Genomic DNA, 14,144 nt, shown 5'->3' with positions numbered 1-14,144 from the left:
CGCTGGTCGCCTGGTGGAGCGAACCCATCGATTCGGATGATCTGTGCGAACCGGTCGCGCAGCCCGACACTTCCCCGCGGCGCCAGTCCGGTGGCATCCGGGTTCTGGGAGGATGTGACGGACATGGATCTCGATGCGTACGTCGCCGTGCACCGGTCGGAGTGGATCCGCCTCGGCCGCCTGGTGGACCGGGCCGCCCGTCCGCGCCGGATGAGCGCCGGAGAGCTGGATGAGCTCGTGGAGCTCTACCAGCGGGTCGCCACCCATCTGTCGGTCATCCGCACCCGCTCGTACGACACGACCATGGTCGACGACCTGACCAACCTCGTCACCCGCGCCCGGGCCGCCGTCGCCGGGCCGCCCGACCCCGGTTGGCACGTAGTCGGCCGGTTCTTCACCGTGACCTTCCCACGGGCGGTCTACGAACGGCGCTGGTGGGTGCTGGCCACCACGGGGGGCTCGCTGCTCCTCGCGCTGGCCGTGGGTCTGTGGATCGTCAACGATCCCGAGGCGCACGCGGGCGTGGCTCCGTCCAGTGCGGTCGCCGACCTCTGCCGGTCCGACTTCGCCACGTACTACACCGAGCATCCGGCGTCGTCGTTCGCGAGCCAGGTGTGGACGAACAACGCCTGGGTGGCCGCCACCGCGGTCGCGGCCGGCGCGTTGCTCGGCGTGCCGACGCTGCTGGTCCTGCTGATCAACGCGGTGAACGTGGGTGTGGTCGGTGGGTACATGACGGGCTGCGGGCAGAGCGGCCAGTTCTTCAGCCTGATCCTTCCGCACGGGCTGCTGGAGCTCACCGTCGTGTTCCTCGCGGGCGCGGTGGGCCTGCGTCTCGGTTGGTCGATCATCGCGCCCGGGCCGCGCCGGCGGGTCGAGGCCCTCGCGGCCGAAGGCCGGGCGGCCGTGTCGATCACGCTGGGCGCGGCGGTGGCACTTGCGGTGTCCGGGGTCATCGAGGCGTTCGTGACCCCGTCCGGGCTGCCGACGGCGGTGCGGATCGGGATCGGCGCGCTGGCATGGGCCATGTTCGTCGGCTACGTCGCCCTCTACGGCGCGCGGGCCGCAGCCGCGGGGGAGACGGCCGACCTGGAGATCGGCAACGGCGCCGCCGATCTCGCTCCCGTCGTCTGAGGGCCTGTCCTGGCCGTTGGACCGCGGCTGGCAGGGACTCGCCGCGCCGGGCGCTGCTCGCGGCGGCCCTGGCCGCCGGCGTGGCGGCCGGCGAGCTCCCGGACTCGGCCGACCCCGACGCGCTCGGCAGGATGCTCATCGGCTCCTTCTACGGCCGCCATGCCACCATCGCTGGCATCCCGGACGACTGGCCAGCCCGGGTCCTGGGCGCGATCTGGCCGTAGCCGGACCCCGAGGGCGATCGCCCGGCCGGGCCCACGGGGCCGGTACTGCTGGTCGTGGCGACGTCGAGCCGACCACGGGTGTGATCGACCCGCGGTCGGTCAGGGGCGCGCGAGGGCGCCCTCGCTGTACCCGTCTCGGATGCCAGGTGGCATACCGCCGCTAGAAACCGTGGTGGACGGCCTCGACGTTGTGACCGTCCGGGTCGCGCAGGAACACGGCGTAGTAGCCGGGGTGGTATTCGGGCCAGACCCGCGGCGCGTGCAGCACCGCGCGGATCAGAGCCGCCCGAGGGACTTGAGGGTCAGGTAGGTATCGGTGACGGCCGCCGCGTAGCTGCCCGGCGAGGCATCGACGACCTCGACCCCGCGACGGCGGAGCAGGTCGGTGAGCTCCCGGCGGCGTAACTGGGTCTGTTCGGCGGCTGCGGCGGCGTAGACGGCCCGCACGTCATCCCGGCCGGCGACCAGCTCGTCAATCCGAGGATCGCGCAGCGCGGCGACGACGACGGTGTGCCGAGCGGTCAGCGTTGGCAGCGCCGGCAGGAGGCCCTCCTCGATGACGGCCGGTGCCAGCTCGGTGAACAGCACGACGAGGCTGCGACGGGACGTCTCCCGCAGCACCGTCGAGACGATGCCGCTGTGGTCGGCCTCGACGATGGCCGGCTCCAGCGTGGCCATCGCGTCACTCACCCGGGCGAGGAAGGTGTGGTCGTGCGAGCCGGGCAGGCTCAGCCGCGGCACGCTGTCGTGGGCGACGAGGCTGACCCGGTCGCCAGCGCGCAGCGCGACCGAGGTGAGTAGCAGCGCGGCGTCGAGGGCGTGATCCAGCCGAGGGGTGTCGCCGACCCGGCCCGCCGACGTGCGCCCGGTGTCGAGCACGCAGACGATCCGCCGATCCCGCTCCGGCCGGTAGGAACGGACGACCACCGCAGCGCGCCGCGCCGAGCCGCGCCAGTCGATGAGGCGAACGTCGTCGCCGATCACATAGTCGCGCAGGCTGTCGAACTCCGAACCGGCTCCTGCGCCACGGATCGCGACCTCGCCTTCGATCTCTCGAAGTCGGGCCAGCGCCGCGGGCAGGTGGCGGCGGGAGGTGAACGGTGGCAACACCCGTACCCGCCAGGGACAGGAATGCCGCCCCTGGCGGCCGGCGAGCCCGAGCGGCCCGAGCGACCGTACGGTGATCCGGAACGGTTCGCGGTCACCGCGCCGGGTCGGCGTCAGCGTGCTCTCGACGAAGCGGCGTTCGCCGGCGGGGATCTCCACCTCGCGTGTCCGCGGCCGGGCACCGGCCGATGGCGGCCACGCGTCACGAATCCTGGCCCGGACGGTGCGTGGGCCGTGGTTGGTGACGCCAAGGACGAGCGGTACCGGCTGGCCGAGCCGGGCGGAGGTGGGACCAGACCGGCTGAACTCCAGCGAACGCACGGCTCCGGCCAGCGCGACGTCGATCCCGAGCAGCATCACGATCAGCCCGTCGACCAGCAGGAGGGTCAGCCCGGGCGCCGGGGACAGCACGACGACCGCCGCCCCGAACAGGGCGAGCGCCACGGCGCGGCCGCTGATCGCCACCGGTGCCGCCTACCGTGGTGCCGGAACGGTGGCCAGCACCTGTTCGAGCACGACGTCGGCGGTGACCCCGTCGAGTTCGGCCTCGGGCCGCAGGCTGATCCGGTGCCGCAGCGTCGCGCGGGCAAGCGCCTTGACGTCGTCCGGCGTGGCGTAGCTCCGGCCGGACAGCCACGCCCATGCTCTGGTGGTCGCCAGCAGGGCGGTGGCGCCACGCGGAGACACACCGAGCTGAACGCTCGGTGCCACCCGGGTGGCCCGAGCCAGATCGACGATGTACGCGAGGACATCGGGATGCACCGCGACCTGGCCAACTGCCGCCCGGGCGACAGCCAGGTCCGCGGGCCCTGCGACCGGGCGCACCCCCGCAGCGGTCAGGTCAGTCGGGTCGAACCCGCTGGCATGGTGGGCGAGCACCTGGATCTCGTCGTGCCGCGGAGGCAGCGGCAGGGTCACCTTCACCAGGAAGCGGTCGAGCTGCGCCTCGGGCAGGGGATAGGTGCCCTCGTGCTCGATCGGGTTCTGGGTGGCGAGAACGGCGAACGGCACAGGCAGTGGCCGAGGCATCCCGTCCACGCTGACCTGCCGCTCCTCCATCACCTCCAGCAGCGCCGCCTGGGTCTTCGGCGGGGTGCGGTTGATCTCGTCGGCGAGCAGCAGGTTGGTGAAGACCGGCCCCTCCCGAAAGGTGAACGCGGAGCTGCGGTTGTCGTAGACGAGCGAGCCGGTGACATCGCCTGGCATCAGGTCGGGGGTGAACTGCAGCCGTTTGGTCTCCAGCGACAGTGCCGCGGCCAGGGTGCGCACGAGGAGGGTCTTCGCGACGCCGGGCACCCCCTCGAGCAGCGCGTGTCCCCGGCACAGCAGGGCCACGACCAGACCGCTGACGGCCGCGTCCTGGCCCACGACCGCCTTGGCCACCTCGCCGCGCAGCGCGACCAGCGCCGCGCGGGCGGCGTTCGCATCCGATGGCGGCGCGCCGCGACCGACCGCGGCCCGCCCTGGCTGGTGCTGGCCTGGCGCGAGCTTGGGCGGCGGGGGTGCCGAATGGACGGGTGGTGGGAGCTGGTCCGGCACCGTGTCGGGCCGGTGCAGGGTTGCCTCGGCCGGATCATCAGGGCTGGGCGGGACCGCCGGAGCGTCACGGGCCGCCTCGGTGCGCTCGTCCGGGCCATCGCCGGCCGCGGGTGTCGCACCGGCAGCCGACTCCGCCTTGATGTTCGGGGAGGTCACCGTCCACCTGCCTGTCGATCGAGGTCGTCAAGATTCTGGGCGAGCCTGAGTAACGCGGCGTCCTGCCCGCCGGGTTCGCTGTGGGCGCCGGCCGCCGGCGCTGCCATCGCCGGTCGGGCAGGGTCGGACGGCAGGTCCCGGGACCGGGCGCGGTCCAGTGTCCGGCGGGCCGGACCTGGTCGCGCGTCGGTCGGCGGCGGCATGCCCGAACCGTACAGGAGCGATCCGATTTCCGAGGGTGACCGCCCGGTCTGCTCGGCGATGGAGGCCACGAGGGCCACCGGGTTCGGTTCGGGCGCGCCGGCCGGGCCCGTCCGCAGTGGCAGCCCGGCCCGCTCGGCCAGCCGAATGCGGGCGCCGGTCCGCAGCGCGTCGGCTGCGCGGTCCCGCGCACGGGCCGCGGCGTACAGGCGGCCACGGCCCTCCACGGCCTCGGCGGCGCGCACGATGACGGGAAGCGGCTCCTGCACCGGTGGTCCGAGCCGGCGTCCACGCCACAGCGCCAACAGCACGACCACGATGACGATCTGGAGCAGCGCCCACCGCACCCCGGGCGGAAGTAGCTGCAGCACACCACGCTGGCCCACCCCGCCGGGGGCGCCGGCGTCCGGCGTGATCCAGGACAGGGCCGGGTGCCGGCCGAGCAGTCCAAGCGCCAGCGCCGCGTTGCCGTCCCGGTTCAGCGCGTGGTTGGTGAGAAAGTCCGCGGAGCCCGGCAGCACCAGCCGGCCGCCGCCATTCGCGCCGGCGGGAACCTCGTCGAGCCCAGGGGTGAGTACGGCCAGGCGCGCCGCGCGCGGCGGATCACCGAAGCAGAGGACGACGCGCATGTCCGCGCGATGCCCGCCGATGGCGGTCGTGTATGCCGTCGAGCCGGTGAGCGAGGTCGTCCCGGCCGCGACCGCTTCCGGCAGTGCGCAGCGGGGCGTCGCGGTGGTGCCAGGATCATGGCTGGCGGTCCGGATGCCTACGTCGAGGGCATCCAGCACGGCATCGTCGGCGCCGACCAGGACCACGTCGGAACCCTGCCAGACCCGACCAAGCAGCGCGGTGAGCGTGCCATTGTCCAATCGGCCCGGGGCAAGCACCACGAGTGTGTCCGGTGCACTCGTCGCCTGGGAATCCGGCGGGACGGCGTCGCGCGCCGACACGGAGACCCCGCGGTCCCGCAGGATCTGCGCGAGCGCGCGGGTCCCCGCTGGCTTGGTGGAGCGGATGTCGAGTGCGTCCTGGCTGGAAGTCCTGGTTACGAGCGCGGAGACGATCGCGACGCCGAGGACGAGCACGCCGACGACCGCACCCACCCTGAGCCCGCGGCGCACGACGGGTGGGCGTGGGCCCGATCGCAACGCCGTGCCACCGGGGCCGCCGCCGGATGTCGTCATGATCGCGCCGGCCGTCATGCGGGTACCGCCGGCGTGCCCGCCGCATCGCTGTGCTCGTGAGCTGCCGGGCGTAGCCGGGACAGCGCCGTGTCCGCGTCCACGAGCACCTGATAGTCCGCGGCTGATCCGGGGCGGCCTCCGTACCAGGTCTCGCTGAAAGCCTGTACGGCGGCGTCCAGGGCAGCCAGCGGGCGGTTGCCGCTCGGAGGAGCAACGTCGCCCGGGTCTCCGCGACCCTGGCCGGCGCTGACCGGGGCCTGTGCCCCGACCGCCCTGGCCACGTCGGCCACCAGCTCGCCGGCCGTGCGCCCAGGCCGGGGATCGAGCAGGCCCCGGTCCTCCAGCATCCGCACGACTGCTCTGAGCCGTGAACGCACAGCCAGTAGGTAGTCCCCACGAGCCGCGTGCCTGTCGGCCTCGGCCCGGAGCTGGGCGGCGGTCAGCGGGCTGGAAAGGTCGTCCTCGGCCGCTGGCCGCGCTCGGGCGGTCCGCCGCACCGGACCCAGCCACCAGCGCAGCGCGACAAGGATGACTGCTGCCACGACCACGATCGACAGGACACCGAATCCATGCGCGCCGCCGCCAACGCCGCCGTGCGGGAACAGCCGGGAGATCAGGTCGACGATCCGGTCACCAATCCAGGCGAGCAGACGGTTCCACCAGCTCGAATGATCGTCATGGTAGATCGCACGGGAAAGCTCGCGACGGGCTTCCTCACGAGCGCCCTCCCGGGTGACCGGGCCGCCAAGGGTCATCCGGGTGTTCCCGCCCCCGCGGAGCGGGCTCGCGCCGCCTCGGAGAGCGTCACATCCAGGCCCTCCCGTCGAATCCGCAGATCTATGTAGATCAGCACGACGGCGCCGGACATGATCGGTGTCGAGACCGTGGTCGCGAGCAGGTTGCCCAACCCCTCGACGATGTGGCCGGACGTCGTGAGATCACCGTTGAGGAAGTCGCCGAACACTCCCGGCGCGGAGGCCAGCACGAGGCCGGTGGCGATGGCGAACACCGCGCTGAGCAACAACGCGACCAGCGACGCGAGCAGGAGGATGCCGAACGTCCGCCACCAGGATCCGCGCACGATCGTCCTCGATCGGCGCAGTGACTGCCGAAGGCTGCCGCCCTCCAGCACGTAGACGGGAGTCGCGAGGCTCAGGTAGACACCGACGACGACGGCGCCGACGAGCAGGGCAAGGGTGCCGATCGCGATCGCCAGGGCGACGACGGCAGTGAGGCCGAAAAGGCCGGCGAGGCGGGGCGCGAGCCGCCGCACCGCGTCGGTCGGGCCGATCCGGCTCCCCAGCGTGGCCTCGCTGACGACCACACTCAGCACGCCGGCCAGGAACAGGCCGAGAACGAGATCGAGCACGAACGTGGCCACGGTGCCCAGGACCCCGACCGCGGTTGACGCGTTGTCCGTGCCGATCGTGATCAGCGTGGACGCCGTCTCCACGACGGCGGCGGAGGCCAGGGTGATCCCCACCGTGGCGCCGGGGTTCGTGCGGACAGCCGCGAAGGTGCCATCCAGGATTTCGCCGAGCGCCAGGGGCCGTAGCGGGATGATGCCCGGCTTGGGCGCGGCGTTCCAGCGCCACCGGTTCTGCGGGCCCGGCGGGCCACCTGACCATTGAGGTGGCTGGCCTTGTGGCGGCTGGCCGGGATATCCCGGCTGGGGCGGGGGAGCCTGCCCGAAGCCACCTGGCCCGGCAGGCGGCAGCGGGGTGCCCCATCCCGGTGCACCGGAGCCACCGCTCGGGGGCGCGCCAGGTGCAGCCCAGCCGGGTCCGTCGGTCATCGCCGTGCCTCCACTCGTCGGTTCATCTCATGCGCCTGGCTCATCGTCCGGCGATCAGTCCGATCGCGGGCGGTAGTGCGGGGCATCCTGGCGCCTGCCCGGATTCTCGGCCTCCGTCCGGCACGCGCGGAGGCCGCCGTGCCGGAACTGCCCGAACCCGCCGGACCGGAGATGCTGCCTGCCGCAGCCTGCCTGGCGGAGCGGTCGGCCCCGGATCAGCCGTCTGGTGTCGATCGTCCCAGATCCGGAACGGTCCCGGCACCTGTGACCTCTCATCTGTGGACAGCCGTGGGAGAACTCGGCGGGCCTGTGGACAGCGGCGGCCGGCCAACGGCGGAAGCGGACGTTGTCCACAGTCCAACCGCTGCCGCAGGTGCGATATCCACAGTCGGTCGCGATGGGGTTGGCGGGCGCCAGGATCGCGCTGAGTCTGTTCGCATGACCCGAGTGCTCCCGCCACTGCTGGCCCGAGGCCTGGCAGTTCTGACCGACCTCGTGGTGCCGCTGTCCTGCGCCGGCTGCGGCGCCCGTGCTGCGGCCGCCTGCCCGGCCTGCGTGGCGATGCTGCGTGGTCCCGTGATCCTCGCCGCCGCGGGCCCCTTGGCCACCCCGCGGCGGCGGGGGCTGCCGCCGTGCCTGGCGGTGGCCCGATACGGCGGTCCCGTTCGGTCGTTGGTTCTGGCCTACAAGGAGCGCGGCCGCGTGGATCTGGCCCGTCCGCTGGGGTCCGCTCTGGCCCGCGTGCTGGAGCTCGCCGCGGTCGGCGACCGAGTCGACGCCGGCGTTGCCCGGGCGCCGGCTGGCCTGGTGCGGCGTGGACCGACACTCGCCATCGTCCCGGTGCCATCGACGTCCGCGGCGCGGCGGCGGCGGGGCTTCGACCATGTGGGGCTGCTGTGTTCCGTGGCAGCGGCCGTGTTGCGTCGGCGGGGCCATCGGGTGCGGGTGACGCCGATGCTCCGACCGGTGCGACGCATGGCCGACCAGGCCGGGCTCGGCGCCGCCGCGCGTGCGGCGAACCTCGATGGCGCCTTCGCGCTACGTGATCCGCGGCGTTGCGCAGCCTTGCTGGACACCCTGGGGCACACCAGGGTGGTGATCGTCGACGACGTGCTGACAACGGGCGCGACGGTGGGCGAGGCGGTGCGATGCCTGGCCGCCGTCGCCATCCGGCCCACGGCGGCGGTGGTCGTCGCGGCCACCGATCCGACGCGCGGAAGACACGGCCTACCGGCGATCGATGTTCCGTCAGGGTGAAACTACCGCTACGCACCGTCCGCACCTGCCGGCCGAGGTTGGTCGCTCGCGTGAACGAATGTCGCCGCTCTGCCCGGCATAGCTCGTGCGTCGTGCTGATGCTGGGTGTTTGGGCGGAGTAGCGCCGCGTCAGAGGGGAAGGAGCCGAACGCGGGCCATCCATCCGCAGCTTCTGTACGACGGCAAAGGTGTGACGACGGTGGACAGGGCGCCCCAGGTGCCCCGGCCAGCGGCCGGGGAGGCCGGCGGGCGCCGGACGACACTGGCGCGAGGTCGAGCAACGACCGTGGCGCCGGCATCCGAACGGGAGGTGGATCGCGTGGAAATCGTGGTCAAGGGCAGGCACACCGTGGTTCCGGACAGGTTCCGCAAGCATGTCGAGGCCAAGCTCGCCAAGTTGGAGCGACTGAACTCCCAGATCATTCGCGTGGACGTCGAGCTGTCCAAGGAGCACAACCCGCGGCTTGCCGACTTCTGTGATCGAGTCGAGCTCACCGTGTACTCGCGGGGCCCGGTGACCCGGGCCGAGGCCGCCGCCGCCGACTGCTACGCCGCCCTCGACCTGGCCGCCAGCAAGCTCGCTGAGCGACTGCGCCGTGCCGCCGACCGGCGGGTCCGCCACCACTCCAACCACGCTGGAAGCAAGCCTGCGGGGATCACCTCGGTGCCGCTGGAGAGCCTGATGCCGCTGGAGGGTGTTCGGCCCGCCGACGCTCACCCCGTCCTCACGGACGAGCATGTGGCGGGTGCGGCGTCGCGGCCGGTGGTGGCGACCCCGGCCGAGGAGGTCGCCTCGGTCCAGCATCAGGCCGACCAGGACGGAGCCGCGAACGACGCACCTCTGGTCGTCCGGGAGAAGACGCACGAGGCGGACCCGATGACGCTCGAAGATGCGCTGTCGAACATGGAGCTGGTTGGTCACGACTTCTACCTGTTCCTCGACGTCGATCTCGGGTTGCCGAGCGTCGTCTACCGCCGAGTGGGCTACGACTACGGGGTGATCAGACTGGCCGGGTCGGATGCGGCCGCAGCCGCGTCAGCGGAGGCGAGGGGTCACGCCGCGCGCCCGGCCGCGGACCGGGGCGCCCTCGCGAGCTCCGCCCTTTAGACGATCTGCGGGTCACCTCGATCGGCTGACGTGGGACCATTTGCCTCGGGTGTCGGAGTGCACGGATCTGCCACCCCGCGTGTTGCCACGCGGGGTGGCAGGTTCTGGGCGCAGGTGGTCCTAAGGAGGCCAGATGACGGTGGAGGAGCAGCGCTCTGAGGAGGCGCTGCCGACGCCCTCGGAGGCGAACCCCATTCGGGTGCTCATCGTCGACGACCACGCCCTGTTTCGGCGTGGGTTGGAGATGGTGCTGGGGCAGGAGGTCGACATCGAGGTCGTCGGCGAGGCTGCCGACGGCTCCGAGGCCGTGACCATGGCCAAGGAGACAGCACCGGACATCGTGCTGATGGACGTGCGGATGCCCCGTCGCGGTGGGATCGACGCCACGAGCGCGATCAAGGAGTCGGTTCCGAGTGCGAAGATCGTGATGTTGACGATCAGTGACGAGGAGGCGGACCTCTACGACGCGATCAAAGCGGGTGCCATGGGTTACCTGCTGAAGGAGATCTCGATCGACGAGGTTGCGGCTGACATTCGCGCCGTCTATGGCGGACAAAGTCTGATTAGTCCGTCCATGGCGTCGAAACTGCTCAGTGAGTTCGCGGCCATGATCAAAAACAAGGACGACAGGCCACAGTTGCCCACGCCTCGGTTGACCGACCGTGAGATGGAGGTGTTGCGACTCGTCGCCAAAGGCATGAACAACCGCGATATTGCCAAGCAGCTCTACATCAGTGAGAACACCGTGAAGAACCACATCCGCAACATTCTGGAGAAGCTGCAGCTCCATTCCAGGATGGAAGCGGTCGTCTACGCGGTTCGTGAGAAACTGCTCGAAATCACCTGAGTTCGTTCTGCTCAGCCGGGTGGAGGCGGCGGATCGGTCGACAGCCGGGATCCCACCCAGCAGTCGACACGCTGGCCGCCGCCCACCACCAGGGCCGACCGCTGGGTTCCCTCCAGCGTGAAACCGGCTTTCCTGGCCACCCGGAGAGACGCGAGGTTGCCCACCGCGGCCCGCCACTCGATCCGGGTCAGTCCCGGTGCCCCGAAACCCCATCGGGCCACCGCCGTCACCGCCTGCGAGGCGATCCCCCGACCGCGAGCGGCGGGTGCACACCAGTAGCCGATCTCGGCGTCGCCGACCGGGGTGATTCCCATCAGTCCGACCGAGGCGAGCAGAACCTCGGAGGTCGCGTCCACGACGGCGAAGAAAGCCCCCGTGCCGTTGGCCCAGGCGGCGGGGGTCTGCCGGGTGACGAAGTCCTCGGCGTGCCGGCGCTCGTACGGAGTCGGGATCCGGGTCCACCGCGGGATCTCCGGATCCTGGCAGGCCTGGTACACGGCCTCGACGTCGTAGGTCCGCCATGGCCGCAGGTGCAGCCGGCCGGCGGTGATCTCGGTGGGTTCGACGGGCCGCATACCCCCTGTTGTATCGGGTCCGCCGACCGACGCGGTAACGGTCTCGGCCGGCGGCCGGACCGACGGACTTCCGGGCGGCTTCTCGCCGCCGGACTGCTCTGGACCGGCGCGCGGGCCGCGGGCACCAGACGACGTTCCCGGTCGTTGGGAAGGGTGAGCATCGCGTGTCCCGCCGCGGTCCGTCTCGTCGTGGTTGTTTGTGTCGGCGCTATCGCCACCCGGCGCGTCGGCGCGCTCCCGGTCCTCCGTGGGGTGTCTCCGATCGTCGCTTCGGGAACCGCGTACCGATGGATGTTGTGGGTGCCGGCTCAGGGGCTAGCATCGTGTGGTCGGTGACCTCGCCGACGTGCCTGCCGGAGGAGTTTCGCCCGTGGTTCTAGAAAAGATCTTGCGTGCCGGTGAGGGCCGGATTCTGCGCAAGCTCAAGGCGATTGCCGAGCAGGTGAACCTGATCGAGGACGACTTCACCGGGCTGTCGGACGGCGAGCTGCGCGGGATGACCGACGAGTTCCGCCAGCGCCTGGCCGAGGGCGGCGACACGCTCGACGATCTGCTGCCCGAGGCGTTCGCCGCGGTCCGCGAGGCCGCTCGGCGCACCCTCGGCCAGCGGCACTTCGACGTGCAGATCATGGGTGGCGCGGCGCTCCACCTCGGCAACATCGCCGAGATGAAGACCGGTGAGGGCAAGACGCTGGTCTCGACCCTGCCGGCCTACCTCAACGCGCTGTCCGGCAAGGGCGTGCACCTCATCACGGTCAACGACTACCTGGCTCAGCGTGACGCCGAGAACATGGGTCGTGTCCACCGTTTCCTCGGGCTCACCGTCGGCGTGATCCATCCGCAGATGCCGCCCGCGGTCCGCCGCGCGCAGTACGCCTGCGACCTCACCTACGGCACGAACAACGAGTTCGGCTTCGACTACCTGCGCGACAACATGGCGTGGAGCGCTGAGGAACTGGTCCAGCGAGGGCACAACTTCGCCGTCGTCGACGAGGTCGACTCCATCCTCATCGACGAGGCGCGCACGCCGCTGATCATCAGCGGTCCGGCCGACCATCCGACCCGTTGGTACACGGAGTTCGCGCGTATCTCGCCACTTCTCGAGCGGGAGACCGACTACGAGGTCGACGAGGGCAAGCGGACGGTCGCCATCACCGAGTCCGGCGTCGAGAAGGTCGAGGACCAGCTCGGCATCGAGAACCTGTACGAGTCGGTGAACACGCCGCTGGTTGGCTACCTGAACAACTCGCTGAAGGCCAAGGAGCTCTACAAGCGGGACAAGGACTACATCGTCACCGACGGCGAGGTTCTCATCGTCGACGAGTTCACCGGCCGTGTGCTGCATGGTCGCCGGTACAGCGAGGGAATGCACCAGGCCATCGAGGCCAAGGAAAAAGTCGAGATCAAGCAGGAGAACCAGACTCTCGCGACGATCACACTGCAGAACTACTTCCGGCTCTACGACAGGCTTTCCGGAATGACCGGTACCGCCATGACCGAGGCGGCCGAGTTCCACCAGATCTACACTCTCGGTGTCGTGCCGATCCCGACGAACAAGCCGATGATCCGGATCGACCAGCCCGACGTCGTCTACAAGACCGAGATCGCGAAGTTCGACGCCGTGGTCGAGGACATCGCCGAGCGGCACGAGAAGGGCCAGCCGGTCCTGGTCGGAACCACCAGCGTCGAGAAGTCCGAGTACCTGTCCAAGCAACTCGCCAAGCGTGGCGTCCCACACGAGGTGCTCAACGCCAAGCACCACGAGCGCGAGGCGAGCATCATCGCCGAGGCGGGCCGCAAGGGCGCCGTCACGGTGGCGACGAACATGGCCGGCCGCGGTACGGACATCATGCTCGGTGGGAACCCCGAATTCATCGCGCAGGCGGAACTGCGCCAGCGTGGGCTGTCGCCGATCGAGACGCCGGACGACTACGAGGCAGCCTGGCAGGAGGCCCTGGAGAAGGCCCGCCAGTCGGTGAAGAACGAGCACGAGGAAGTCGTCGTCGCTGGCGGCCTCTACGTGCTCGGCACCGAGCGGCACGAGTCCCGCCGCATCGACAACCAGCTCCGCGGCCGTGCCGGCCGGCAGGGTGACCAGGGTGAGTCGCGCTTCTACCTCTCCCTCGGCGACGACCTCATGCGCCTGTTCAACGCCGCCGCCGTCGAGGGCATCATGGACCGGCTCAACATCCCGGAAGATGTCCCCATCGAGTCGAAGATCGTGACGCGGGCGATCCGGTCGGCACAGACCCAGGTCGAGGGCCAGAACTTCGAGATCCGCAAGAACGTCCTCAAGTACGACGAGGTGATGAACAAGCAGCGCACCGTCATCTACGAGGAGCGCCGCAAGGTCCTCGACGGTGCTGACCTGCACGAACAGGTGCGGCATTTCGTCGATGACACCCTCGACGGCTATGTCCGGGGGGCAACGGCGGACGGCTATCCCGAGGAGTGGGACCTCGACACCCTGTGGACGGCGCTGGGTCAGCTCTACCCGGTCGGCGTGGAGGCCCCCGACGTTGACGACCGCGACGGGCTCACCACCGACCATCTGCTGGAGGACGTTCAGGCCGACGCTCAGGAGGCCTATGACCGCCGCGAACTCGAGCTCGGCGACACTCCCGACGAGGAACCCGTGATGCGGGAGCTGGAACGGCGGGTGGTTCTCGCCGTGCTCGACCGCAAATGGCGGGAGCACCTCTACGAGATGGACTACCTGCAGGAGGGCATCGGCCTGCGGGCGATGGGGCAGCGCGACCCGCTGGTCGAGTACCAGCGGGAGGGCTTCGACATGTTCCAGACGATGATGGAGGGCATCAAGGAGGAGTCCGTCCGCCTCCTGTTCAACGTCGAGGTACAGGTCGCAGGCCAGGAAGGCGAGACGGTCGACGAGGCGGCCGTCGAAGCCGCGGCGCCCGCCCCCCCCGCCCCCCCCCCCCCCCCGCCCCCCCCCCGGGCGCCCCCCGCGGGCGCGCCCGCCCCCCCCCCCGGGCGCCCCCCCCCCCCCCCCGGGCCGG

The 14,144-nt window shown here is 71.0% G+C and carries 12 protein-coding genes; 6 read left to right on the top strand and 6 right to left on the bottom strand.

The genetic code is table 11. The features are described from left to right. Positions 1-123: 123 nt before the first annotated feature. Together MXD60_RS04150 and MXD60_RS04145 are read left to right on the top strand one after the other, a co-directional pair. Positions 124-1,134, top strand: a complete 1,011-nt coding sequence (locus MXD60_RS04150) for a stage II sporulation protein M (protein ID WP_248817608.1) — start codon at positions 124-126, stop codon at positions 1,132-1,134. 80 nt (positions 1,135-1,214) lie between these two features. Further along, positions 1,215-1,358 carry a hypothetical protein gene (locus tag MXD60_RS04145; protein ID WP_248817607.1) on the top strand — a complete coding sequence of 48 codons (144 nt, stop codon included), beginning with the start codon at positions 1,215-1,217 and terminating at the stop codon, positions 1,356-1,358. A gap of 276 nt (positions 1,359-1,634) precedes the next feature. Here the strand turns inward: MXD60_RS04145 and MXD60_RS04140 are convergent, their stop codons facing one another. The 5 genes from MXD60_RS04140 to MXD60_RS04120 form a co-directional block, all read right to left on the bottom strand. Beyond that, positions 1,635-2,930 carry a DUF58 domain-containing protein gene (locus MXD60_RS04140; RefSeq protein WP_248817606.1) on the bottom strand — a complete coding sequence of 432 codons (1,296 nt, stop codon included), beginning with the start codon at positions 2,928-2,930 and terminating at the stop codon, positions 1,635-1,637. A 9-nt stretch (positions 2,931-2,939) separates the two neighbouring features. Beyond that, a complete protein-coding gene (locus tag MXD60_RS04135; protein ID WP_248817662.1) occupies positions 2,940-3,869 on the bottom strand; it encodes an AAA family ATPase in 930 nt (309 codons plus the stop codon). Between the two features lie 287 nt (positions 3,870-4,156). Beyond that, positions 4,157-5,563 (bottom strand): DUF4350 domain-containing protein, encoded by a 1,407-nt coding sequence (locus MXD60_RS04130; protein WP_248817605.1) that lies wholly within the window; start codon positions 5,561-5,563, stop codon positions 4,157-4,159. Continuing rightward, a complete protein-coding gene (locus tag MXD60_RS04125) occupies positions 5,560-6,300 on the bottom strand; it encodes a DUF4129 domain-containing protein (RefSeq protein WP_248817604.1) in 741 nt (246 codons plus the stop codon). Before MXD60_RS04125 ends, MXD60_RS04130 begins: the two co-directional genes overlap by 4 nt. After that, positions 6,297-7,340 carry a hypothetical protein gene (locus tag MXD60_RS04120; protein ID WP_248817603.1) on the bottom strand — a complete coding sequence of 348 codons (1,044 nt, stop codon included), beginning with the start codon at positions 7,338-7,340 and terminating at the stop codon, positions 6,297-6,299. Before MXD60_RS04120 ends, MXD60_RS04125 begins: the two co-directional genes overlap by 4 nt. A 438-nt stretch (positions 7,341-7,778) precedes the next feature. Between MXD60_RS04120 and MXD60_RS04115 the strand changes: the two genes are divergently transcribed. The 3 genes from MXD60_RS04115 (at position 7,779) to MXD60_RS04105 (ending at position 10,552) form a co-directional block, all read left to right on the top strand. After that, positions 7,779-8,597, top strand: coding sequence for a ComF family protein (locus MXD60_RS04115; RefSeq protein WP_248817602.1), 819 nt, complete (start codon positions 7,779-7,781; stop codon positions 8,595-8,597). A 319-nt stretch (positions 8,598-8,916) separates the two neighbouring features. Next, positions 8,917-9,705, top strand: coding sequence for a ribosome hibernation-promoting factor, HPF/YfiA family (gene hpf, locus MXD60_RS04110; protein ID WP_248817601.1), 789 nt, complete (start codon positions 8,917-8,919; stop codon positions 9,703-9,705). Positions 9,706-9,838: 133 nt separating this feature from the next. Next, positions 9,839-10,552 (top strand): response regulator, encoded by a 714-nt coding sequence (locus tag MXD60_RS04105; RefSeq protein ID WP_248817600.1) that lies wholly within the window; start codon positions 9,839-9,841, stop codon positions 10,550-10,552. Positions 10,553-10,563: 11 nt separating this feature from the next. On the opposite strand, the gene MXD60_RS04100 is transcribed toward MXD60_RS04105, so the two are convergent. Further along, a complete protein-coding gene (locus MXD60_RS04100; RefSeq protein WP_248817599.1) occupies positions 10,564-11,127 on the bottom strand; it encodes a GNAT family N-acetyltransferase in 564 nt (187 codons plus the stop codon). Between the two features lie 370 nt (positions 11,128-11,497). Between MXD60_RS04100 and secA the strand changes: the two genes are divergently transcribed. Next, positions 11,498-14,144 (top strand): preprotein translocase subunit SecA (secA, locus tag MXD60_RS04095; protein WP_248817598.1); only part of this gene is annotated, 2,647 nt, incomplete at its 3' end.

It is taken from the genome of Frankia sp. AgB32 (assembly GCF_023243045.1).
Classification (GTDB): domain Bacteria; phylum Actinomycetota; class Actinomycetes; order Frankiales; family Frankiaceae; genus Frankia.
Note: the sequence above shows the minus strand (reverse complement) of the source record. Positions and strands in the feature narration are given on the sequence as shown.